The following is a 22,624-nucleotide window of genomic DNA, read 5'->3' as shown; positions in this document are numbered from 1 at the left end:
AAAAGGGTGGCTTTGGCCGCCCTTTTTTGTGGCCGCTACCGTTACACTACAGAACTCATGCCCGCCAGGATCTGTCTGAAAACAGGTCGCGCGAGGCGACCGAAATTGTCCAGGAGTAAAGCATGCGTAATCTGATCATCAGCGCCGCCCTCGTCGCTGCCAGCCTGTTCGGCGTGACCGCTCAAGCCGCCGAAGCCCCTGCCGCCCCTTATGTCGAACTGGCCAACCCGGTGCCGGTGGCAGAGCCTGGCAAGATCGAAGTGGTCGAGCTGTTCTGGTATGGCTGCCCGCATTGCTACGCGTTTGAACCGGTGATCAACCCATGGGTTGAAAAACTGCCCAAGGACGTCAACTTCGTGCGTATTCCAGCCATGTTCGGCGGCCCATGGGACGCTCACGGCCAGATGTTCCTGACTCTCGAAGCCATGGGTGTCGAGCACAAGGTTCACAACGCCGTGTTCAACGCAATCCAGAAAGAACACAAGAAGCTGACCGACAAGAACGACATGGCTGACTTCCTCGCCACCCAAGGCGTGGACAAGGATAAATTCCTCGCCACCTTCGACTCGTTCGCCATCAAAGGTCAGATCGTCAAGGCCCGTGAACTGGCCAAGAAGTATGAAATTACTGGCGTGCCAACCATGATCGTCAACGGCAAGTACCGCTTCGACATCGGCTCCGCCGGTGGTGCCGAGCAAGCGCTGCAACTGGCTGACCAACTGGTCGCCAAAGAGCGAGCGGCAACCAAGGCTGCTGCCAACTAAGCGCGGCTGCCGCCATGCGCCGCTGGAAGTCTGAACGCATCGTTGGCCTGCATGACCCGCAGGTCAACGAGCATCACCTGGAGTCCACGGGCCTGCCCGCAGACCAGCGTCTGCGCTTGCTCAGTTTCAATATCCAGGTCGGCATCAGCACCGAGCGCTACCGGCATTACCTGACCCGTAGCTGGCAGCATCTGCTGCCGCACACCGGGCGCTCAGGCAATCTGCAAAAGATCGGTGACTTGCTGGGCGACTTCGATCTGGTCGCGCTGCAGGAAGCCGATGGCGGCAGCCTCCGTTCGGGCTACGTCAATCAGGTGGAACATCTGGCCCATCTCGGCGCCTTCCCCTACTGGTACCAACAACTCAATCGCAACCTCGGTCGGCTGGCCCAGCACAGCAATGGCGTGCTCAGTCGCCTGAAACCGTCGGCGATCGAAGATCACCCGCTGCCCGGCCCGAAAGGTCGCGGCGCAATTCTGCTGCGCTTCGGCGAAGGTCCGGAGGCGTTGGTGGTGGTGATGATGCACCTGGCCCTTGGCGCGCGAACCCGCAGCCTGCAACTGGCCTATATTCGTGAGCTGATCGGTGGCTATAAACATCAAGTGCTGATGGGCGACATGAACACCCATGCCAGCGATCTGCTGCAACATTCTCCGTTACGCGATCTCGGCCTGCTGGCCCCGCAGGTGGAAGCAACATTCCCCAGCTGGCGTCCTCAGCGTTGCCTTGATCATATTTTGCTCAGCCCGACCCTGACCCTGGAAAAGGTCGAAGTGCTGGCCCAACCGATTTCCGATCACCTGCCGGTCGCGGTAGAGATTCGTCTGCCGGGTTCGCTCACGGCCGATGCATTGCCCGCGTTGAGTCCTGCCCCTCGCGGAAACCCTGAATGAGCGACGACGCCCAGCGCTGGAAAGAGAAGTACCTCAAAAGCATCGAACAACAGGACAAGCTTGAACGGCGATGGGCCGCCAGGCTCGATCTGCTGCGTCGCGGTCTGGTGCGCAGCACACTGGCGGCCGAAGGCACCGACAAGGTCGTTGATCAGTGCATGAAAGAGATGCGCGACGTGGTGCGCACCGACGACATGGACGCCGGCCTCGCCGCCCTGCTGCCGCGCCTGGAAAAGGCCGTGCTCGATTCCGAGCAGCGCCGCGAAACCCGCATCGATCAAGTCAGTACCGCGCTGACCTCGCTGGTCACCCAGTTGCAGGCTTTGCCGTTGCCGCGTGAAGTCGCTCAGCCACTGAAGAAATTCGCCAAACAACTGGATGGCCGCGTCGGTTCAGCGCGGGAAATGCCATTGCTGCTGAGTGAACTCAGCGGCTTGCAGGGCAAGGCGTTGAGTCAGCTGGAAACGCCAGCCGAACCGGGACGCCCAGGATTGTTGCAGCGTTTGTTTGGTAGCCGTGACAGCGAAGAAGCGCCAGCCCCGAGCGCAGAAGCACCCGCGCCAACTCCGGCACCACCTGATGCGCAAGCGCCTGTCGCATCAGAAGTCGAGCCAGAACCAGCGCCCTTGCAGACTGCCGCTGTTGCAGAGCCGGTCATCACCGCTCCCGTGATCAAACAACCGGAGCCCGCGACTGAGAAACCCTCACCGCTCTCGGAACCTCAGCCGGAAACTGACGTGGTTGCGTTTGAACCACCCCTCGCCAGCGAAGCAGCGCCCGTTGCCACTGAAGCAGCTCAGGCCGAACCTGAAGTTGCCATGGCGCCCAGTGTCACGCCGATACCAGTCACGGTCTCCAGCTTCAATCCCGACGAATTGACCCACCCCGGCGACCGGACAGCGCTGATCCTCGATAGCCTGCCCCTACCCGAACCGATTGCTCAGGCACTGGCGGCCATCGACCCGGAGCAATCCGAGCATGACATCCTGTTCGCCCTGCCGGACACCCCGGAGCCGTCCTACAGCTCGGTGGCCAAGCACATCGAAGATACCCTGATCGGCCTCCTCGACGACCTGACCTTGCCGGAACGCCACCGCCCGCAAGCCGAAGCGATGCGTGAACGGCTCAAGCACGGCTTGAACTGGTACGAACTGATCCCGATCCTCGACGATCTTGCGACGTTGATGCTGGCGATCACCGACAGCGGTCAGCATGAATTCGAAGCCTATCTGCAACAGCTCAACGAACGCCTCGAAGCGTTCCAGAGCAACCTGCAAGCCGCCAGTGAAGGTCACGCCGATAACAGCTCGGCAGCGCGGGCGATGGACACGCAAATCCGTGAGCAGGTCGACGGCTTGCAGACCAGCGTGCAGGAAGCTGCAGATCTGGATGACCTCAAGCAAGTGCTGGAGAACCACCTCGAAGGCCTGCTCGGCACTATGGACCAGCACCAGAAGCAGCGTGACGCTCGTGAACAGGAAGTCGCCACGCGGCTGAAAAGCCTGTCCGAGCGCGTGGCGCATATGGAGCAGGAAGCCCAGGGTTTCCGCGAACATCTTGAAGTACAGCGGCAGAAAGCCCTGATCGATCCGCTCACCGGCCTGCCCAATCGCGCCGCGTGGAGCGAACGCCTTGAGCATGAGATCAACCAGTGGCAACAGCACGGCAACACCCTGAGCCTGGCGATGCTCGATCTGGACCACTTCAAACGCATCAACGACAACTACGGCCACCTCGCTGGCGACAAGGTGCTGAAGATCATTGCCACGGTGCTGCGCAAGCGTCTGCGCGGCTCGGACTTCATTGCCCGTTTCGGCGGTGAGGAGTTCGTTCTGTTGATGCCGGGGACGCCGCCCGCAGTCGGCGCCAAGCTGCTGGAAACCCTGCGCGCCGCCATCGAAGCCTGCCCGTTCCACTTCAAGGGTGAACGAGTGACGATCACCATCTCCATGGGACTGGCGACATTCCGTGCCGGAGAACACAGCGATCTTGTGTTGAAAAGAGCCGATCAGGCGTTGTACCGGGCGAAAAATGCGGGGCGCAATCGGGTCGAGCTGGGCTGATCAAATTGTTCCATTTTGTTTAAATCCGCCCGCTGACCGTCGAGACGCAAGGCAGTACGTTACACTGTTGCATTACTGTCTTGCGTGTACTGCCCTCTGCCATGAAATTCTTTGCCCTCCTCGCGTCGCTCCTTGTTCTGGCCGGTTGTGCCAGCAGCCCGCGGTATGACACCAGCCATCCTTCGACCAATTACGACAGCCGTATTCAGTTCGTGATCGTGCATTACACCTCGGCGTCGCTGGAGCGCTCGCTGCAGTTGCTGACTCACGGCGAAGTCAGCAGCCATTACCTGATCGGCGACGACAAGAGCGGCACCATCTACAAGCTGATGGATGAAAACCAGCGCGCCTGGCACGCCGGCGAGAGCCAATGGCAGGGCCGCACCTGGCTCAATTCCAGCTCGATCGGCATTGAAATCGTCAATCCAGGCTTCAAGGACACGCCGACCGGGCGTCTGTGGTATCCGTACAGCGAAGCGCAGATTCAATCGTTGATCGTCCTGCTCAAGGACATCAGCAAACGCAACGGCATCAGCCCGCGCCACATCATTGGCCATAGCGACATCGCGCCACTGCGCAAACTCGATCCGGGCCCGCTGTTCCCGTGGAAGCGTCTCGCCGCCGAAGGCTTGGGCGTATGGCCGAACGAACAGGCAGTAGCGCGCCAGCAAATGCTGTTCAACAGCAGCGGACTTCCAAGCATCAGCTGGTTTCAGGCGCAATTGGCGCACTTGGGCTACGACACGCCGCAGACCGGTGAGCTGGATATCGCAACGCGCCATGTCCTCGCCGCGTTCCAGATGCACTTCCGCCCTTCACACTTCGACGGCACGCCGGATGCGCAAACGGCAGCGTTGTTGCTGGTACTCAATCAGACAAAATAATGACGCCCGCCCGACGGTTAAGGCGAAATCGCAATCAGCAGCTATAACTCATTGGTAATTCTTCGGATATTCCATGATGGTTGCTACCCGAGAGACACTGCGTAGCTGGTTTTATCGCCCCTGGTTTTTGGCGATGATCGCGGCTGTCCTCAGTACCAGCCTGCTGATCGCCGGCGGTATGTTCGTGGCGATACGTCAGGTCGAGCAAAACGAAAGCCAGCAAATGAACGCGCAAGGCGAGCGTTTCCTCGCCCGCCTCGAACAATTGTTCGGCCAGTTGCGCGAAAGTCTCGACGATCTCGAAGCCCAGCCATTGCGCAGTTGTGACGATGAAATGATCGCCACCTTGCAGCAAGTCACCTTCAACTATCGCTTCGTCTACGAAGCGGCTTACATGGACGCCTCACGGATCTGCTCCAACCGTCCGCGTCAGGAAGGCGTGTCGGTAGTACGGGCGCCGGATATCAGAGGGCCGACTTACAGCTATTGGCTCAATACCACCACCGAACCCGATGAAAACCGCGCCGCGCTGATGCTGGGCCGCGGCAATTTTCGTGTGGCCACATCACGCGGGCATCTGACCGACATGGTCGATCTGTCACCCGGCAGCAGCCTGCTGGTGGTACTCGACCATGGTGCTCGTGCGATCCCGGTGCTCGGCACGGCGCAGGCCTGGCCACCGACCGAACATTGGCCACCGAAAAGTCGCGAGTCACTACAGGTCACTCAGACTCGACTGATCTACCGCATGCCTACCGACAACCCGGAGTATCAACTGGTACTGATCACGCCGCGCACCGGCATGCACATCCCTGCGATCTGGTGGTGGGTGGTTCCGGCCTGTCTATTGCTCGGCGCATTCGTAGGGTTCTTTGTGTTCTTGCTGGTGCGCCAGCGCCAGTCACTGGACGCCGAATTGCACGGTGCCATTCGCCGGGGCGAGTTGCAGGTGCTCTATCAGCCGATCTTTGACCTCGACAGCCGCAACTGCGTCGGCGCCGAAGCGCTGCTGCGCTGGCGCCGCCCCGACGGCACACTGACCAGCCCGGACCTGTTCATCCCCATGGCGGAAAATACCGGGCAGATTCGCCAGATGACCGACTTTGTCCTCCAGCGTTTGCTGGAGCAACTGGGTCCGGTGCTGCGGGCCAATCCGCAACTGTATATCTCGGTCAACCTCGCCGCCTGCGACGTGATGGTGCCGCGCATCGGCCAGGTCATGGCGCGGCTGCTAACGCTCCATCGTGTAGCCGCGCGGCAGATAGCCTTCGAGGTCACTGAACGTGGCTTGATTGACGTGGTGGTGGCGCGGGAAAACCTGCAAGCCTTGCGCGATGTCGGCCATCAGGTGTTGATAGACGACTTCGGCACCGGCTATTGCAGCCTCGCCTACCTGCAAACCTTGCCCGTGGACTGCCTGAAGATCGACAAAGCGTTCATCGATGCACTGGGCCATGACGCGGCCAGCAGCGGCGTCGCTCCGCACATCATTCACATGGCCCAGGCGTTGGATCTGAAGGTGATTGCCGAAGGTATAGAGCTGGAATCACAGGCGCAATTGCTTAGCAGCGAAGGCGTGAAGTTCGGTCAGGGCTGGTTGTTCGCCCATGCGCTGAGCGCGGTGCAGTTCATCGAACTGATCACCCGTGGCCGACGCCTTGCCGGACGGCGCATGGACGACGAAGCCTAAACCGCCAGCGCCATATAAAACTGCGTGCCCTGCCCCGGCCGCGAATAAACGCCCATACGCCCACCATGCAGCTGGACGATTTCCTTGCACAGCGCCAGACCAAGCCCGGCGCCGCCCTTTTTGCGGCCGACCTGCACGAACGGCTCGAAGATTCGTCCTTGCTGGCCGTAGGCAATGCCTTCGCCGTTGTCTTCGACACTGATGATCACCCGCTCGCCATGTCGGCGCGCCTGCAAACGGATCTGACCGTCGCGGGCGGTATGGCGCAGCGCGTTGTCGATCAGATTGTCGAGCACGCGATCGAGCTGCGCCTGATCCGCCTGCAAACGTGGCAGCGGCCCCTGCACTTCGACATTCAAGGCGATGCCCTTGGCCGCCGCCGAATCGGCAAAACGCAATTGCGCCTGCTCGAGCAAATCTTCGATGGAGCACGGCGCCAGCGTGAGTTTCTGCAGGCCGTTCTGATAACGCGAGAAGTTGAGCAGGTCATTGATCAACTGCATCAGGCGCTGCATTTCCTCGTTCACGGTGTCGAGCAGATCAGCCTCGCGCGACTCCGCTGGAAACTTCGCCCGTTCGCGGAACAAACCGAACGCCATGTGCATGCCGGTGACCGGCGTGCGCAGTTCATGGGAGGCGCGCAAGACGAATTCACTGCGTACCCGTTCGAAGGCGCGCTGCTCGGTGACGTCGTGCAGCACCATCACCGCCCCGAGAATATGCCCTTGGGTGTGGCTGACCGGGGTCAGGCTGTAGGTCAGCAGGCGTGATTCGCCGTCGACCTCGATACTCAGATCTTCCGGCGCCCGCTCCAGGGTGCCGCCGCGTAGCACCAGTTGCAGCTGCGCATCCAACTCTGGTCGTTCCAGCGCCGTGCCCAGCCCCTGGCCGAGGCGATCATCTTCCCAGCCCAATTGTCGCTGAGCCACTGGATTGAGGTGCTCCAGATTCCCCTGACGGTCGATCATCAGCAAGCCGTCATCGATGCTGTCGAGCACCGCTTGCAAGCGTTGCTGGCCGGCGAGCAATTCATCGACGTTGGTCGCCTGATGCTCGCGCAGTGCCTCAGCCATCAGGCCGAAGCGTTTGGTCAGCTGATTCATTTCCATCGCTGACGAAATAGGCAGGGTCACTTCAAAATTACCTTGGCCGATATTGTCCGCCGCTTGCGCCAGCGCCTCGATCGGCGCGCCGAAACGCCTGGCAATGCCGTGGGCCGTGATGAAACCGATGATCAGCACCGCTAACCCGACAAATCCAAGCAGACCCGCAATCAACAAGGCACGGTCACGCGCCTCACGCTGTACCGCGTTGATATTGTCCAGTGCATGCTTGTGTTCGGTGATCAGTCCGTTGCGCAATGTGTTGAAGCGCTCCCGGAAGTCAGCGCTGCTGCTCATCGAGCTGGCCGGGTCACGGGACAAATCGAATGCTTCCAGAAAGCTCAGATAATCCGCTTTTGCCCGACTGAAGCCATATAGCCGGCCATCGCCCTCTTGCTCTTGGGCGATGCCTTGGTCCAGCAGCTCGAAGTAATGCTGCTTCGACGCTTCGAACGCCACGGGATCAGGCTTTTCCGCCAGCATGATGATCAGTTGATCACCCAGCGTCTGCCGCAACTTGAGCCCCAGATCCAGGGTGACGAAGTTGCTGCGCACCAAAGCTTCTTGAGTACCGGCCATCTGCATCACGCTGACCAACCCGAGCAGCAACCCGAGCAAAGCCACGGTGATCAGCGCGGAAATGCTCAAGAACAAACGGGTCCGCAACTTCATCGCCAGTTTCATCGTCGGGCGCTCACAGGTTGTACTGCTTGCGCTTGCGATACAGGGTCGAAGCGTCGATGCCGAGGGTTTTCGCCGCCTGATCCAGCGTGCCGGCGGTGGCGAGGACTGCGCCGATGTGGGCCTTTTCCAACTCGTCGAGACTCAACGCCGCACCGACTCTTGGCGCATTGTTGGCAGGTTGCTCGGCCATGCCGAGGTGGCTGATTTCCACGCGCTCCTGCGGGCAGATGATGCTCGCCCGCTCGACCACGTTGCGCAGCTCGCGAATGTTGCCCGGCCAGCGGTAGCCGAGCAGTGCCTCACGAGCTTCGTCGCTGAAGCCCCTTGCCGGGCGTGCGTACTCTTTGACGAAGCGCGCGAGGAAGCGATCGGCCAGGGTCAGAATGTCCTCGGCACGTTCACGCAGTGGCGGCAGGTGCAAGGTGATGACGTTCAGGCGATAGAGCAAATCTTCACGGAAGCGACCGTCACGAACCATGTCTTCTAGGTTGAGGTTGGTTGCCGCCAGAATGCGCACGTCAGCGCGACGGGTCACCGGATCGCCCACACGCTCATATTCCTTGTCCTGAATGAAGCGCAGCAACTTTGGCTGCAATGTCAGAGGAAAATCGCCGATCTCGTCGAGAAAAAGCGTACCGCCGTCCGCTTGATTAACCCGACCCAGCGTACTTTCGCTGGCACCGGTAAACGCACCGCGACTGTGACCGAACAGCTCGCTTTCCATCAATTCCGCCGTCAGCGACGGGCAGTTAATGGTCACGCAGGATTTCTTCTCGCGCTTGCTCCAACCATGAATCGCTCGGGCCAGCTCACCTTTACCGGTGCCGGACTCGCCGAGAATAAGAATGTTGGCGTCAGTGCTGGCAACCTGGCGGGCCGTCTCCAATACCACTTTCATCGCCGGGCTGTGGGAATCGAGACCGTCCTTCGGTTTGCGTATCTCGCCTTCAAGCGCTTCAAGACGCGCGGACAATTGGCGCACTTCCAGTTGCTTGGCGGTGGCCAGACGCAGTTGATCCGGGCTGCATGGCTTGACCAGATAATCGGCAGCACCGGCCTGGATCGCATCGACGGCAGTGTCGACGGCCGAATGCGCGGTCACAATCACCACGCGCATCCACGGCGCTTGGATGCGCATCTGCGCCAATACGTCGAGGCCATTGTCTTCACCCAAACGCAAATCAAGGAAGCACAGATCGAAGACCTGACGCTGCAACAGCGCCTCAGCCTGGGCCGCGCTGTTGGCGGTGGCCACCGTATAGCCCTCGTCTTCGAGGCAATAACGGAAAGTACGCAGGATGGCGGATTCGTCGTCCACCAGCAGAATGCGGCCTTGATGCTCAGTGGCAGATTCCATTTTTCCTACGCTCCATAGTGATTGGTCTTGGGTTAGTCCCGGAAAAATCGGGCAAGTTGCATGGTTGATTCTGAACGATGCCAGCCATAGGAGGGTAGCTCTCTCCTGCCATTACGGCCAATACGTTGATTTTGTTGGTTTTTTAAACAAACGCCGATTTGCAGGGCATTCCCTGCGTACTTTTCTGACATCTGCGCCCTGCTCTCAATTCCATAAGAATGAAATCTCCTACGAAAAAATCGTGCATTGCGCACGATCCCAGATGACCCATCGTGCAGGATGCGTCGCGGACGTTTTTCATCATGCTTACAAGTTATTGATTTTATTGAATATTTTTCAAATAAAAAACTGGCATGCAGGCTGCAATACCTCACTCATCCCGGGCAGATCAGAACTGCCCCAACCGAATAAGAGTGAGGAACCCAGGATGACTCGCCAACGTGCCGCCCAAGTGCGTATCTCGCCACTGCACATCCAGCAAGGTCTGTTCGGCGTACTTGCGCTGTTGATCACCCTGATTGCCTGCCAGCAATACCTGAGCTGGGAAAACAGCCAGCGCCCAGAGCCGTTGATCTCGATGCAGCATGCGACACAAGTGCACTTCAGCGCCGTCAGCAGCAACCATACCGAGACCACCTCGATGCGCATGATGGACGTCGATCAAGTGCAACCACAGGATCAAATGCCACGTGAAGAGCGCTGGGTTTTCTAATTGATTGAACAGATTCAGACGCAACGCGTCGGAACACGTAACACCCCCAAATAGAGAAGTAAGGAGAATCACCATGTTGAGCTGGGCAATTACATTCTTGATCATTGCCATCATCGCTGCAGTACTGGGCTTCGGTGGTATCGCGGGCACCGCCACGGGTATCGCCAAGATTCTGTTTGTCGTGTTCCTGGTGATGTTCATCGCTTCCTTCTTCTTTGGCCGTCGCGGCCGAGGTTAACGATGAGTGCGTTAAAGACACTGGCAGCCGCCCTGCTTCTGGGCGGTAGTGCCATGGCGATGGCGGCCAATGACGGCCAGACGCGGGTCAACGAACTCCTCAGTTCCGACCCGCAATATCGGGAAACCTGGGAAGGCGTGGTAAAGAAGGAAGAACGCCTGCCGGAATGGGTGATGAACCTGTCCGGAACGCCTGACCAGCAGATGAATGCCGTGACTGAAGATGGCGATCAATATCTGGTTGGACCGCTCTGCGAATCTGCGGACAAATGCCTCAACCACCGCTTGATCGTCGCCTTCAGTTTCGACAAGAAAGACGCTTACGCCATGCTCGTCGATGTGCCCGAAGGATTGCCGGCCGACAAGTCGCCAACGCGACATGCCACCTACCGCTTCCTCGGCAAACCCGATCAGGGCATGCAGGATCTTTTGATGGAAACCCTGAAAAAAGATCCGAAGTGGTACTGATTCGAACATGAAGGCAGCAGCCCTGCTGCCTTCCATTGCGCCCACCTGAGGAAGGCAGGCGCATGACCAAGGGGCCGGGATGTTCTGACTGTTGCAGGGTCGGAGTGACCTACGGGTACAGGGAGTGCCTGCGCGAGGGCCGGGTCAGGGTAAAAGCTGCGCCGCAGGTTCGCCGACCCACAGTGGCTCGACGGACTTGCGCTGAGCTTTCAATCAGACAAAACGTTGATCCAGAGCCTTCAGCTCGTTCCTTTTATCGCTGACACTGCGCGTGAAAACATTACGCGGTGTTTCCTGGCGACCGTATATCGACAAAAAGACCGTTTAAACAGTAGGACTTCTAGTCTTCCAACGTAGGCTTTTTCCTAAGTTTTTAGTCGATTTTTCTTGCTCAAAAAACAACCAATCTGCGCTGTGATGTCCGGTTCACGGCACTTATGCCGGCCGAAATGTCACAATCGAACCGGTTGGGACGCCAGTTTCATTAAAAAAAACTCATGCCGATTCGGCATAGGGTAGGCGTTTACGGCATTAGACGGCGCAACCTTGCATCGGAATAGTTGCGCCTTTTTTCGCCTGCCGAAGAGCTGCAAATACGCGCTTCGGGGCACCTTATACGGAGGCAGATGCACAGACTTTTCCGCTAAAGAGCGTTCCAGTTCCTGCATGTGCCTGAGTCAAACGCAAGTAAGGGTAAAGATAATGAAGAAGGCAAAAATTAGCCTCGCCTGGCAGATCCTCATCGGTCTGGTTTTGGGTATTGCAATTGGTGCGTTGCTCAACCATTTCAGTGCCGAAAAAGCCTGGTGGATCAGCAACGTCTTGCAACCGGCAGGCGATATCTTTATCCGTCTGATCAAGATGATCGTGATACCGATTGTCATCTCTTCCCTGATTGTCGGCATTGCCGGCGTGGGCGACGCCAAGAAGCTGGGGCGTATCGGCCTGAAGACGATCATCTATTTCGAAATCGTCACCACCATCGCCATCGTCGTCGGTCTGGTATTGGCCAACCTGTTCCATCCAGGTACCGGCATCGACATGAGCACCTTGGGTACGGTGGACATTTCCAAGTACCAGGCGACTGCCGCCGAAGTACAGCATGAACACGCGTTCATCGAGACCATCCTCAACCTGATCCCGTCGAATATCTTCGCGGCCATGGCCCGCGGCGAAATGCTGCCGATCATCTTCTTCTCCGTGCTGTTCGGTCTCGGCCTGTCGAGCCTGCAGTCAGACTTGCGCGAGCCGCTGGTGAAGATGTTCCAGGGCGTCTCGGAAAGCATGTTCAAAGTCACCCACATGATCATGAACTATGCGCCGATCGGCGTATTCGCCCTGATCGCGGTGACCGTCGCCAACTTCGGCTTCGCCTCGCTGCTGCCGCTGGCGAAACTGGTGATCCTGGTTTACGTCGCCATCGCCTTCTTCGCCTTCGTGGTACTGGGCCTGATCGCCAAGCTGTTCGGTTTCTCGGTGATCAAGCTGATGCGCATCTTCAAGGATGAGCTGGTGCTGGCCTACTCCACCGCTTCTTCGGAAACCGTGCTGCCGCGCGTGATCGAGAAGATGGAAGCCTACGGCGCACCGAAAGCCATCTGCAGCTTCGTGGTACCGACCGGTTACTCGTTCAACCTCGACGGTTCGACCCTGTACCAGTCGATCGCCGCGATCTTCATTGCTCAGCTGTATGGCATCGACCTGTCGATCAGCCAGCAATTGCTGCTGGTCCTGACCCTGATGGTCACCTCCAAAGGCATCGCCGGTGTACCGGGTGTGTCCTTCGTGGTGCTGCTGGCCACTCTGGGCAGCGTGGGTATTCCGCTGGAAGGCCTGGCGTTCATCGCCGGTGTCGACCGCATCATGGACATGGCGCGTACCGCTCTGAACGTGATTGGTAACGCCCTGGCCGTTTTGGTTATCGCACGCTGGGAAGGCATGTACGACGACGCCAAGGGCCAGCGCTACTGGAACTCCCTGCCGCACTGGCGCAGCAAGGAAAAACTGCCGGCTGGCGAAATCTCCAAGCCGTAATGCAAAACCCTGTGGGAGCGAGCTTGCTCGCGAAGAGGCCGGTACATTCAACAATTATGTTGATTGACACACCGCCTTCGCGAGCAAGCTCGCTCCCACAGTAATTGATGCAAGGCTTACCAACGAACCCCGGAGAAATCCGGGGTTTGTCGTTTCTGGCGACCCCGCTATCATTCGCCGCATTCTTCGGGGGATTTGACTGATGCTTAATGGCCTGTGGCTTGGCTTCTTCATCGTGGCAGCCGTGTCGGCGCTGGCGCAGTGGCTGATCGGCGGCAACGCCGGGATCTTCGCGGCGATGGTGGAAAGCATTTTCGCCATGGCCAAGCTTTCGGTCGAAGTCATGGTGCTGCTGTTTGGCACCCTCACCCTGTGGCTGGGCTTTCTGCGCATTGCCGAGAAGGCCGGGATCGTCGAGTGGCTGGCCAAGGTGCTCGGCCCGCTGTTCCTGCGGCTGATGCCGGAAGTCCCACCCGGCCACCCTGCCCTTGGCCTGATCACTTTGAACTTCGCCGCCAACGGCCTCGGTCTGGACAATGCTGCGACGCCCATCGGCCTGAAAGCCATGAAGGCGCTGCAAGAGCTCAATCCCAGTGCCACCATCGCCAGTAACGCGCAAATCCTCTTCCTGGTGCTCAACGCCTCCTCCCTGACCCTGCTGCCGGTGACGATCTTCATGTACCGCGCCCAGCAAGGCGCGCCGGATCCGACGCTGGTGTTCCTGCCGATCCTGCTGGCGACCAGTTGCTCGACGATCGTCGGCTTCCTCTCGGTGGCGTTCATGCAGCGGCTGCGGATCTGGGATCCGGTGGTGTTGGCTTATCTGATTCCCGGCGCGCTGATTCTCGGTGGCTTTATGGCGCTGCTCGGCACGCTTTCAGCGACGGCTTTGGCGGGATTGTCGTCGATCCTCGGCAATCTCACGCTGTTCGGGTTGATCATGCTGTTCTTGCTGATCGGCGCGTTAAGGAAAGTGAAGGTTTACGAGGCGTTCGTTGAAGGCGCCAAAGAAGGCTTCGACGTCGCGAAAAATCTGCTGCCGTATCTGGTGGCGATGCTCTGCGCGGTGGGCGTACTGCGTGCGTCCGGGGCGCTGGACTTTGGACTGGACGGGATTCGCCATCTGGTCGAGTGGGCCGGTTGGGACACGCGGTTTGTCGATGCATTGCCGACGGCGATGGTCAAACCGTTCTCTGGCAGCGCGGCGCGGGCGATGTTGATCGAGACGATGCAGACCTCGGGCGTCGACAGTTTCCCGGCGCTGGTCGCGGCGACGGTGCAGGGTAGTACTGAAACGACGTTCTACGTACTGGCGGTGTATTTCGGCGCGGTGGGGATTCAGCGCGCGCGGCATGCGGTGGGGTGTGCGTTGCTGGCGGAGTTTGCTGGCGTGGTTGGCGCCATTGCCGTCTGCTACTGGTTCTTCGGCTAAACACAAATCCAAACTGTAGGAGTGAGCCTGCTCGCGATAGCTGGCGGACAGTCACCAATGATGGTGGCTTATAGACCGCTATCGCGAGCAGGCTCACTCCTACATGGATTGTGGTGAATCAGCGCCTTTGGGGGGCGAGTTTCTGGCCTTGGTCCACGGCCCACGCAACGACCTTCGCGGTCAGGCGATCACTGGCCTGACCAAATCCCGCAACCACCGCTGGCACCTGCACATCGCCCAACGGCTGGCGCTCTTCAAAGCGGCGACTGGCGAGAATGCGCTGGTCATAGCCACGCACCAGCAACGCATCAACCCGCACCACGACGCTGGCCTGCGTGCCCTGATATTCAGTCTGAAACGCCTGCAAATTCCCGCCCAATTCCAGATCCGCAGCAAAGTTGCTGTCATCGGTACTGAGCAACGTCACCCGACCATCACGCGCAAACCCATCCAGCAGACGATTACGCACCAGCACCGGCGCCGGATCGCTCCAGCGCGAGCCCTTGTAGCTGCTGATCACATCACCCTGCGGAATGACCGCAATCGTCGGCCGGTTCAACGCCTCACTGGCCTGCAACTTGTTCAGCCGCAACGACCAATGCTGCGTCGCCACTGAACTGGCCGAGGCGGGCGCCTGTGCGGCCGGCAGGCGATAGACATCCGACGGCTCGGGCTGCGGCAGAATCGAACAGGCGCTGATCAGCGTGAAGCCGGCGAGGAGGGCAAGTCGAGTCAGCTTCATGGCGTGAATTCCTTGTTCTTGTCACGGCCCAGCAGGTAGCCGCTGGGGTTGGCCTCAAGGCGTTGCGAGATGGCGCGCAGCGAGGTCAGCGTCTCGCGCAGTTCGCGGATCGCCGGGGCCAGGCCATTGAGGCCCTGCATGCCGTTGTCGAGGGAGTTTTCGTTTTTGCTCAGCAACGTGCTGATGGTGGTCGTGCTTTGTTCCAGCGACTTCATCGCTTGCTCGGCACTGCCCAGCGCCTGCTTGCCCTGATCGTTGATCAAGCCGTTGGCGTTGCGCATCAGCAGCGAGGTCTGTTCGAGCATGCTGCCGGCCTGTTTGCCGACCGTCGCCAGTTGCTGCATGGCCTGTTTGATGTCACCGCGCTGATCGTTGATGGTGCCGGTGGTCTGCTCCAGATGGGCGAGGGTTTTGCTCACGCGCTCGACGTTCTCGGCAGAGAACATCTGATTGGCGTTCTGCAGCAGCGCGGTGATGCCGGTCATCAAGTCGTTGGAGTCATTGAGCAAGCGCGAAATAGGCGAGGGCGAGGCGACAATGGTCGGCAGATTACCGTCACGCCCACGCAGTTTCGGGCTCTCGGGCGTGCCGCCGCTGAGCTGGATAATCGACGTACCGGTGATCCCGGCCAGCGCCAGTTTGGCCTGGGTGTCTTCCTTGACTGGCGTGTCCCCGGCCAGACGAATCCGCGCCAGCACCCGCCGTGGATCCTTTGGATCAAGGCGCAGGTTGATCACATCGCCAACCTTGATCCCGCTGTACTGCACCGGGCTGCCCTTGGACAGGCCGCTGACTGCCTCGCTGAAGACAATTTCGTAATCCTTGAACTCGGTATCGACGCTGGACTTTGCCAGGAACAGACCGAAGAGCAGGGCACCTGCCACCACAATCACGGTGAACAGGCCGATCAACACATGATGCGCTCGGGTTTCCATGTCAGACCTCGTTGAGCAATTTGGCGGCGTCCAGCGCCGAGCGGCCGCGCGGGCCGTGGAAGTATTCGTGAATCCACGCGTCGTCGGTTTCGGAAACGACGTCGATGGGTCCTGCGACCAGGACTTTTTTCTGCGCGAGCACCGCCACACGGTCGGTGATGGTGTAGAGCGTGTCGAGATCGTGGGTCACCAGAAACACGCTGAGGCCGAGTGCATCGCGCAGGGTCAGGATCAATTGATCGAACTGCGCCGCGCCAATCGGATCGAGCCCGGCGGTGGGTTCATCGAGAAACAGAATGTCCGGATCCAGCGCCAAAGCACGGGCCAGAGCGGCGCGCTTGATCATGCCGCCGGACAGCGACGCCGGGTATTTATCCGCCGCCGACAGCGGCAACCCGGCCAGCGCCAGCTTCACCGCCGCCAAGTGCTCGGCGTCGTTGCGGCTGAGGCCGGCGTGTTCGATAAGGGGCAGGGCGACGTTCTCGGTGACGGTCAGCGAGGAGAACAGCGCACCTTTCTGAAACAACACACCAAAACGTCGCTCGACCAGCGAACGTTCATGCTCGGAGAGGCTCGGCAGGTTCTTGCCGAACACTTTGACCATGCCTTCGCTGGGCCGGCGCAACCCGACAATGCTGCGCAACAGCACTGATTTGCCACTGCCGGAGCCGCCGACCACGGCGAGGATTTCGCCTTTGTACAAATCCAGATCGAGGTTCTCGTGCACGCTCTGGCTGCCGAAACGATTGCACAGGCCACGGACTTCGATCACCGCCTCCGAGGGCGCGCGGGGTAGACGACTCACCAGCCCATCTCCATGAAGAACAGCGCGGCCACCGCGTCGAGCACGATCACCACAAAAATCGACTGCACCACGGCGGACGTCGTGTGGGCGCCGACCGACTCAGCGCTACCGCTGACCTTGAAGCCTTCCAGGCAACCAATCGCGGCGATGATGAAGGCGAAGATTGGCGCCTTCACCAAGCCGACCAGAAAGTGCTGAACGCCGATGTCCGACTGCAACAACGTCAGGAACATCGCCGGCGAGATATCCAGCGACACCGCGCAGACCACGCCGCCACCGATGATTCCGCAGAGCATCGCCAGAAACGTCAGCATCGGCAGCGCCACCAGCATTGCCAGCACGCGCGGCACCACCAACAGCTCCATCGGGTCGAGGCCGAGGGTGCGGATCGCGTCGATTTCTTCGTTGGCCTTCATCGAGCCGATTTGCGCGGTGAAGGCACTGGCGGTGCGCCCGGCCATGAGGATCGCCGTGAGCAGCACACCAAATTCGCGCAGGAACGAGAAGCCCACCAGGTCCACAGTAAAAATCGTCGCGCCGAAACTGGCCAGCACCGTCGCCCCGAGAAATGCCACCACTGCGCCGACCAGAAAGGTCAGCAGCGCCACGATGGGTGCAGCGTCGAGGCCGGTCTGTTCGATGTGCGCGATCATTGGAGTGATGCGCCAGCGCTTGGGCCGGAACAGGCTGCGAGCGATGGTTTCCATGATCAGGCCGACGAAGCCGAGCAGTTGCAAGGTGTCTTGCCAGACGGTGTCGACGGCGCGACCAATACGCGTCAGCAACTGCACGCTGACGCTGATTTCCGGCTCCTTGATCGGCACGCAGAAGTCGGTCATCGAGCAGTACACGGTTTGCAGCAGCGCGCGGTCGGCGGAGGTCAGGGTGCAGTCAGGGTGTTCGGCGGATTTGCCGAGGCGCTCGGAACCGAGCAGTTCGACCAGCAACGAAGCGCCAGCGGTGTCGAGGGCGCCGAGGCTGTTGAGATCGATCGGGGTGTTGCCATCGTACTGGCCGTGGAGCTTTTCGCTCAGTTGCTTGAGCTCGGCGTAATGGGCAAGCGTCCAGTCCCCCGTGACCCGCAGGCGGGCAGGGGTTATCGACGTGTCCAGTTGGGCATTACCGCTGATCGAGCTGCTGGTCATAAGCTCCGTGCTTGTTCGGCCTTTATGCGAACTAACGTAATAGCACGAACCGGGTTACTTTTCTTTGATCGCTGTGCTGTCTGTAACTTCGAAGCGCAGCACGCCGATCACCTGGCCGTCTTCGGTCAGCACGCGCACTTGCCATTTGCCCGCCGGGTTGCCGGGGAAGTTCTGCTTGTGCGTCCACGCGCGGTAGCCTTCCTTGCGCCCGCCGTGGATGTCGAGGGCGATGCGGTCGACCTCTTTGCCATTGAACTGCCAGACGTGATAAATCCGCTCATCGAGCCCGCGCGGCGCATTGATCGCGGTGTAGGCGTAGAGGCCATCGCCACGAATCTGCTCGGCGCTGACCGTGTCGAGGCTCGCGCCGGGGGTGCGGTCCTGCATTTGCGTGCTGATCGCCACGTCGGTCATCCACAGCGTCGCCGGCGGCACCCACGAGCGCAGCGCCCAACCGACGCCGCCAATACCAACGGTAATACACAGGATCGCCAAGGCATTGCGCACCGTGCGGATCGGGAAGATCGACGCCAGGCTCGGGAACGACAACAGCACGGCAATGCCCAGCGCCCATTTGAAGCTCTGCGCGGTGGTCAGGTGCATGATCACCGGCAACGCGGTGAGCAGGGCGGCGAACAGGGTCAGAGTGTGCAACGCAAGAAATGCCCAGCGCCGTGGCGCCAGCCATTTGTAATAGAGCGGATCGACGATGGAAATCAGGGCGGCAACGCTGAGCAGGCCGGTGAAAAACAGCTGGCCACTGTTCCACGTCGTGGTGATGAAGAAGAACGGCAGAACGAAAAACAGGCTTTCCTGATGAATCATCTGCGTCGCGTAACGCAACAGCGGCTGGGGAATCTCGCGTTTGAACACGCGGGTGAAGAGGCCGGTGAGGGTGTTTTCCAGCATCAGCCAGATCCAGCTGAGCAGCATGATCACGGTGATCCAGCTCGCCAGCCCTTGCTGACGATCGACCATGATGAAACTGCCGACCCCGGAGATGAACCCGCCAAGCGCAATGACCCCGGGATAGCGCTTCATCAGTTCGAGAATGCGCTGGATCAGGAGCTGTATTTTTGGCATTTGGGCGGTTCACGACTTGAAGGGAAAAAACCTCGACAGAGTAGCGCCCGTCGGGCGCTGTGGCGAGGCTGCCGGTCACTTAAAACCAACACATTCCCCTGTAGGAGTGAGCCTGCTCGCGATAGCGGTCGTTCAGTCACTATCTCTTCGTCTGGTAGACCGCTATCGCGAGCAGGCTCACTCCTACAGGGTTAGTGTTCGGCGGGTTTTCGCCGGCGGTGCAAACGCCAGCCGATCAGGATCAGCAACACCAGGCCCAAGCCACCCGCACTCAACCACAACACCTGATCATCACTGACCAACGGTTTCTCGATCCGCAGATACCCCGGTTGCAACAGCAACTCACGCATGGCCTTGTTCGCTGCTTCCAGCGTCACCCCTTGCAGCTCCCGCGCCGGGTTGGCAAAACGGCCGTCCTGGTAATCGCCGAGGGCGCTCCAGTAGTAATCCGCCATCGCGCTGTTGCCTTGGACCGCCCAGGCCTGATGGGCGATGGAAGCCTGTTTGATCCGCGCGAAGGTGTCCGGGTCGAGGCCGTTTTTCAGCAGATCAGCCTTGAGGTCTTCCAGCACCTGAATGGCTTCGTCGACGTCATCACGATCCAGATCGGCATTCAGGCTCATGAAACCGACGCCGCCAAACACTTCGCGCTCGGCCCATGGCCCGTAGGACAAACCGTGGTTGAGGCGAATCTGCCGGTACAGCGCCCAGTCGAGGTAATCCTTGAGAATGTCGAAGGTCTGGTCGTACTGATCATCGATCACCGGCTCCGGCACCAGCCAGTGCAGCTTGGCGCTGTCGCCGATAAAGCCACGGGTGAGGGAGCGCTCATGGGCGGCGCTGGTGCTGATGTCTGGCAGTGCACGGTGTTCGCTCGGCTCAACGGCTTCGAGTGCACCCCAGGTACGCTCCAGATAGGCCGGCAGCAGTTTGTCGAGTTCGCCAACGACAATCAGGGTCATGTTGTTCGGCGCGTACCAGGCCTTGCGCACCTTCTCCAGTTGTTCCTGAGTCAGGTGACCGACCTCGGCACGTTGCGGGCATTTCAGGCCCAGTTCGACGGCGAGCTGATTGCTCGCGGTGTGGCCAAGATCCTGACGATCGAGAAAGCGTTGCAGCCGTGTGTAATGGCCGCCATCTTCACGTTCAACCACACGCTTGGCGGCGTTGATGGCGTTGTCGTCGATGCGCGTTTGTGTGAGCAGAGCGAGCAGGAGGTCGAGCACTTTGCGCTGGTTTTTCGCCGGGGCCTCGATGACGAACGTGGTGTCGGCGTTACTGGTGAAGGCATTCCAGTCACCGCCCAGTGCTTGCATGCGTTCTTCCAGGCCCCCTTCGCCAGTGGCATCGATGCCGCTGAACAGCAGGTGTTCGAGCAGGTGCGGCAGCTCTTTTTCAGCGCAATCGAAATCATCGAGGCCAACGCCAACCACCAAGCGGATCGCCACGTGCCCACGTTCGGTGCCGGGCTTGAGCATCAGTTGCAAACCATTGGGCAGCGCATAGCCTTCGACCTGAAAACGATCCAGGGCGAAGGAGGGCAGGGAACCGAGCAACAGACAGGCGAACAACAGGCAACGCATAACAGGCTTCCATACGGCTGATTTGGAGATCCGTGTCGTCAGTCAGGGCCCCATCGCGAGCAGGCTCACTCCTGCATTTGGAATGCGTCCCCCTGCAGGAGTGAGCCTGCTCGCGATAGCGGCCTGAAGGCTGAATCAATGTAACTGACTAAACCCAGCCCCAGACGTTCAAGGCGAATGCGTAATGTCGGCAATATCATCCGCCGCCAGCGCTCCGGTGTCCGCCGTTTCCAGCACCACATACGCACTGCCGCAAAACAGTGAGTTCAAGCGTTTCATGTCGGCAATCAACTCCAGGTGCAGCGAACTGGTCTCGATACTCTGCACGATCTTGCGTTGCAAACGGCTGACATGCGCATGGGCCAACCGCCGTTCCTGCGCGCGAAAGCGGCGTTTCTCGCGGAGCAACTGCCGGGCACTTTCGCGGTCGCCGCTGAGGAATACCGAAAGGCCCAAACGCAGGTTGGAAATCAGTTGCTGCTGCAATCCGGCCAGATCCTCCAGACCTTCTTCAGAAAACGAGCGGCGCTGCGAGGTCTTCTGTTGCTGGATCTTGCGCAGCATGCGTTCGATCAGGTCGGCGGCCAATTTGAGGTTGATCGCCAGCTCGATGATCTCGGCCCAGCGCCGACTGTCCTGCTCGCCGAGGTCTTCGCGGGGCATCTGCGCCAGGTACAGCTTGATCGCGCTGTACAGCGCTTCGACGTCATCGGTCAGCCGACGCATTTCCTGGGTGACGGCGGTCTGCTTGCCGCGCAGTACATCGAGGGTGGCATCGAGCATGTTGTCGAGCAGATCGCCCATGCGCAGGGTTTCCCGGGCGGCGTTGGCCAACGCCAGACTCGGCGTCACCAGCGCCGTCGCGTCGAGGTGACGCGGTTTGGCGGTGCCGTTGACCTCCGGACGTTCCGGCAGCAGCCACGCGCAGAGTCGCGCCATCGGGCCAACGCTAGGCAGCAGAATCAGGCAGCGCGCGGTGTTGTAGAGCAAGTGGAAGCCGATGACCATTTCCTGCGGGCTGAAATCGAGGCTGTCGATCCAGTGCACCAGCGGGTCGAGCACCGGGATGATCAGCAACAGGCCAATGAGTTTGTACAACAGACTGCCCAACGCCACTTGCCGGCCGGCGGCGTTCTGCATGCTGGTGCTCATAAAGGCGAGAATGCCGCTGCCGATGTTGGCGCCGATCACCAGACCGATTGCCACTGGAAGACTGATCACGCTGGCGCCGGCCAGGGTTGCAGTGAGCAAAACGGCAGCGAGGCTGGAGTAGGAAATCATCGCGAACAACGCGCCAACCAAGGCGTCGAGGAGGATATCGCCGGTCAGCGAGGCGAAAATCACCTTCACCCCTTGCGCATGGGTGATCGGCGCGGCGGCCTCAACGATCAATTGCAGCGCCAAAATGATCAGCCCCAGCCCGATGGCCACCCGGCCCATCTGCCCAAGGCGCGTCTGTTTGCGCGACAGAAAGAAAATCACCCCAAGGAAAATCAGCAGCGGCGACAACCACGACAGGTCGAACGTCAACACCCGCGCCATCAGCGCAGTACCGACGTCGGCGCCGAGCATGGTCGCCAGTGCCGGAGTCAGCGCCATCAGGCCCTGGCCGACGAAAGAGGTCACGAGCATGGCGGTGGCGTTGCTGCTCTGCACCATCGCAGTGACGACAATACCAGCGACAAAGGCCAGCCAGCGCTTGGACATGTTCTGGCCGATCACATGGCGCAGGTTGGTGCCGTACACCCGCAGGATGCCGGTTCGGACGATGTGCGTGCCCCAGATCAGCAGGGCGACGGCGGAAAGCAGATTGAGCAGGGTGAGCATGCAGACCCCCTGTAGTAGCAGCGCCCCAGAGGGGCAAGTGGACGGTACCGCGCGGTTTCTACGTTTTTGATACTTAAGCTGTAGTTGGCTAACGGTCTGGGCGCCAGCATTGCACAGCTAAAGTGTCGATTGAAACAAAAGTGTCATGAAAAGCGCTTCATACACCCCCTTTAAATCAACGCC

General features: G+C 59.9%; 19 protein-coding genes. 10 read left to right on the top strand and 9 right to left on the bottom strand.

Translation table 11 applies throughout. The features are described 5' to 3' along the window. Positions 1-122: 122 nt before the first annotated feature. The 5 genes from HUW52_RS01350 (at position 123) to HUW52_RS01330 (ending at position 6,294) form a co-directional block, all read left to right on the top strand. A complete protein-coding gene (locus HUW52_RS01350) occupies positions 123-764 on the top strand; it encodes a thiol:disulfide interchange protein DsbA/DsbL (RefSeq protein ID WP_016986442.1) in 642 nt (213 codons plus the stop codon). A gap of 14 nt (positions 765-778) precedes the next feature. Next, positions 779-1,657: an endonuclease/exonuclease/phosphatase family protein gene (locus HUW52_RS01345; protein ID WP_016986441.1), complete on the top strand. Its 879-nt coding sequence runs from the start codon at positions 779-781 to the stop codon at positions 1,655-1,657. Then, positions 1,654-3,720: a diguanylate cyclase gene (locus tag HUW52_RS01340; protein WP_175552778.1), complete on the top strand. Its 2,067-nt coding sequence runs from the start codon at positions 1,654-1,656 to the stop codon at positions 3,718-3,720. The genes HUW52_RS01345 and HUW52_RS01340 overlap by 4 nt, the downstream gene beginning before the upstream one ends. Before the next feature lie 101 nt (positions 3,721-3,821). Continuing rightward, on the top strand, positions 3,822-4,604 hold the full coding sequence (locus HUW52_RS01335; RefSeq protein ID WP_175552777.1) for an N-acetylmuramoyl-L-alanine amidase: 783 nt from the start codon (positions 3,822-3,824) through the stop codon (positions 4,602-4,604). 76 nt (positions 4,605-4,680) lie between these two features. Next, positions 4,681-6,294 (top strand): EAL domain-containing protein, encoded by a 1,614-nt coding sequence (locus HUW52_RS01330; protein WP_175555631.1) that lies wholly within the window; start codon positions 4,681-4,683, stop codon positions 6,292-6,294. Here the strand turns inward: HUW52_RS01330 and HUW52_RS01325 are convergent. Further along, positions 6,291-8,081, bottom strand: a complete 1,791-nt coding sequence (locus tag HUW52_RS01325) for an ATP-binding protein (protein ID WP_175552776.1) — start codon at positions 8,079-8,081, stop codon at positions 6,291-6,293. The two genes, HUW52_RS01330 and HUW52_RS01325, sit on opposite strands and share 4 nt — an antisense overlap. A 10-nt stretch (positions 8,082-8,091) precedes the next feature. After that, complete coding sequence (algB, locus tag HUW52_RS01320; RefSeq protein ID WP_016986437.1) at positions 8,092-9,438, bottom strand: sigma-54-dependent response regulator transcription factor AlgB; 1,347 nt, start codon at positions 9,436-9,438, stop codon at positions 8,092-8,094. 427 nt (positions 9,439-9,865) lie between these two features. Here algB and HUW52_RS01315 point away from each other — a divergent pair, with 427 nt between their 5' ends. The 5 genes from HUW52_RS01315 to HUW52_RS01295 all read left to right on the top strand — a co-directional run bounded on the left by HUW52_RS01315 (position 9,866) and on the right by HUW52_RS01295 (position 14,321). Beyond that, positions 9,866-10,150: a hypothetical protein gene (locus tag HUW52_RS01315; RefSeq protein WP_016986436.1), complete on the top strand. Its 285-nt coding sequence runs from the start codon at positions 9,866-9,868 to the stop codon at positions 10,148-10,150. Positions 10,151-10,223: 73 nt separating this feature from the next. Further along, positions 10,224-10,388, top strand: coding sequence for a DUF1328 domain-containing protein (locus tag HUW52_RS01310; protein ID WP_003177151.1), 165 nt, complete (start codon positions 10,224-10,226; stop codon positions 10,386-10,388). A gap of 2 nt (positions 10,389-10,390) precedes the next feature. Continuing rightward, on the top strand, positions 10,391-10,855 hold the full coding sequence (locus tag HUW52_RS01305) for an inhibitor of vertebrate lysozyme family protein (RefSeq protein ID WP_016986435.1): 465 nt from the start codon (positions 10,391-10,393) through the stop codon (positions 10,853-10,855). 702 nt (positions 10,856-11,557) lie between these two features. Continuing rightward, positions 11,558-12,889, top strand: a complete 1,332-nt coding sequence (gene gltP, locus HUW52_RS01300; protein WP_016986434.1) for a glutamate/aspartate:proton symporter GltP — start codon at positions 11,558-11,560, stop codon at positions 12,887-12,889. Positions 12,890-13,091: 202 nt separating this feature from the next. Further along, positions 13,092-14,321, top strand: a complete 1,230-nt coding sequence (locus HUW52_RS01295; protein ID WP_175552775.1) for a nucleoside recognition domain-containing protein — start codon at positions 13,092-13,094, stop codon at positions 14,319-14,321. 118 nt (positions 14,322-14,439) lie between these two features. Here HUW52_RS01295 and HUW52_RS01290 read toward each other — a convergent pair whose 3' ends face one another. The 7 genes from HUW52_RS01290 to HUW52_RS01260 form a co-directional block, all read right to left on the bottom strand. Next, complete coding sequence (locus tag HUW52_RS01290) at positions 14,440-15,063, bottom strand: ABC-type transport auxiliary lipoprotein family protein (protein WP_175552774.1); 624 nt, start codon at positions 15,061-15,063, stop codon at positions 14,440-14,442. Continuing rightward, positions 15,060-15,998, bottom strand: coding sequence for an MlaD family protein (locus HUW52_RS01285; protein WP_110718233.1), 939 nt, complete (start codon positions 15,996-15,998; stop codon positions 15,060-15,062). The genes HUW52_RS01290 and HUW52_RS01285 overlap by 4 nt, the downstream gene beginning before the upstream one ends. A 1-nt stretch (position 15,999) precedes the next feature. Next, the gene (locus HUW52_RS01280; RefSeq protein ID WP_007911797.1) at positions 16,000-16,803 is read right to left on the bottom strand and encodes an ABC transporter ATP-binding protein; all 804 of its coding nucleotides are present in this window, start codon (positions 16,801-16,803) and stop codon (positions 16,000-16,002) included. After that, positions 16,800-17,948, bottom strand: a complete 1,149-nt coding sequence (locus tag HUW52_RS01275; protein ID WP_016986429.1) for an ABC transporter permease — start codon at positions 17,946-17,948, stop codon at positions 16,800-16,802. Before HUW52_RS01275 ends, HUW52_RS01280 begins: the two co-directional genes overlap by 4 nt. 54 nt (positions 17,949-18,002) lie before the next feature. Then, positions 18,003-19,031: a DUF5924 family protein gene (locus HUW52_RS01270; RefSeq protein ID WP_016986428.1), complete on the bottom strand. Its 1,029-nt coding sequence runs from the start codon at positions 19,029-19,031 to the stop codon at positions 18,003-18,005. A 191-nt stretch (positions 19,032-19,222) separates the two neighbouring features. Beyond that, a complete protein-coding gene (locus tag HUW52_RS01265; RefSeq protein WP_175552773.1) occupies positions 19,223-20,614 on the bottom strand; it encodes a pitrilysin family protein in 1,392 nt (463 codons plus the stop codon). A gap of 168 nt (positions 20,615-20,782) precedes the next feature. Next, complete coding sequence (locus tag HUW52_RS01260) at positions 20,783-22,441, bottom strand: Na/Pi cotransporter family protein (protein ID WP_016986426.1); 1,659 nt, start codon at positions 22,439-22,441, stop codon at positions 20,783-20,785. Positions 22,442-22,624 lie beyond the last annotated feature (183 nt).

It is taken from the genome of Pseudomonas sp. 43A (assembly GCF_013363935.1).
Lineage (GTDB): Bacteria > Pseudomonadota > Gammaproteobacteria > Pseudomonadales > Pseudomonadaceae > Aquipseudomonas > Aquipseudomonas crudilactis.
The sequence above is the reverse complement of the archived record's forward strand: the minus strand, read 5'-3'. Positions and strand labels throughout refer to the sequence as shown.

What these genes read in the sequence shown, in the direction of transcription:
- HUW52_RS01350 (WP_016986442.1), top strand. Translation starts at nt 123, where the DNA reads ATGCGTAATCTGATCATCAGCGCCGCCCTCGTCGCTGCCAGCCTGTTC.
- HUW52_RS01345 (WP_016986441.1), top strand. Translation starts at nt 779, where the DNA reads ATGCGCCGCTGGAAGTCTGAACGCATCGTTGGCCTGCATGACCCGCAG.
- HUW52_RS01340 (WP_175552778.1), top strand. Translation starts at nt 1,654, where the DNA reads ATGAGCGACGACGCCCAGCGCTGGAAAGAGAAGTACCTCAAAAGCATC.
- HUW52_RS01335 (WP_175552777.1), top strand. Translation starts at nt 3,822, where the DNA reads ATGAAATTCTTTGCCCTCCTCGCGTCGCTCCTTGTTCTGGCCGGTTGT.
- HUW52_RS01330 (WP_175555631.1), top strand. Translation starts at nt 4,681, where the DNA reads ATGGTTGCTACCCGAGAGACACTGCGTAGCTGGTTTTATCGCCCCTGG.
- HUW52_RS01325 (WP_175552776.1), bottom strand. Translation starts at nt 8,081, where the DNA reads ATGAAACTGGCGATGAAGTTGCGGACCCGTTTGTTCTTGAGCATTTCC.
- algB (WP_016986437.1), bottom strand. Translation starts at nt 9,438, where the DNA reads ATGGAATCTGCCACTGAGCATCAAGGCCGCATTCTGCTGGTGGACGAC.
- HUW52_RS01315 (WP_016986436.1), top strand. Translation starts at nt 9,866, where the DNA reads ATGACTCGCCAACGTGCCGCCCAAGTGCGTATCTCGCCACTGCACATC.
- HUW52_RS01310 (WP_003177151.1), top strand. Translation starts at nt 10,224, where the DNA reads ATGTTGAGCTGGGCAATTACATTCTTGATCATTGCCATCATCGCTGCA.
- HUW52_RS01305 (WP_016986435.1), top strand. Translation starts at nt 10,391, where the DNA reads ATGAGTGCGTTAAAGACACTGGCAGCCGCCCTGCTTCTGGGCGGTAGT.
- gltP (WP_016986434.1), top strand. Translation starts at nt 11,558, where the DNA reads ATGAAGAAGGCAAAAATTAGCCTCGCCTGGCAGATCCTCATCGGTCTG.
- HUW52_RS01295 (WP_175552775.1), top strand. Translation starts at nt 13,092, where the DNA reads ATGCTTAATGGCCTGTGGCTTGGCTTCTTCATCGTGGCAGCCGTGTCG.
- HUW52_RS01290 (WP_175552774.1), bottom strand. Translation starts at nt 15,063, where the DNA reads ATGAAGCTGACTCGACTTGCCCTCCTCGCCGGCTTCACGCTGATCAGC.
- HUW52_RS01285 (WP_110718233.1), bottom strand. Translation starts at nt 15,998, where the DNA reads ATGGAAACCCGAGCGCATCATGTGTTGATCGGCCTGTTCACCGTGATT.
- HUW52_RS01275 (WP_016986429.1), bottom strand. Translation starts at nt 17,948, where the DNA reads ATGACCAGCAGCTCGATCAGCGGTAATGCCCAACTGGACACGTCGATA.
- HUW52_RS01270 (WP_016986428.1), bottom strand. Translation starts at nt 19,031, where the DNA reads ATGCCAAAAATACAGCTCCTGATCCAGCGCATTCTCGAACTGATGAAG.
- HUW52_RS01265 (WP_175552773.1), bottom strand. Translation starts at nt 20,614, where the DNA reads ATGCGTTGCCTGTTGTTCGCCTGTCTGTTGCTCGGTTCCCTGCCCTCC.
- HUW52_RS01260 (WP_016986426.1), bottom strand. Translation starts at nt 22,441, where the DNA reads ATGCTCACCCTGCTCAATCTGCTTTCCGCCGTCGCCCTGCTGATCTGG.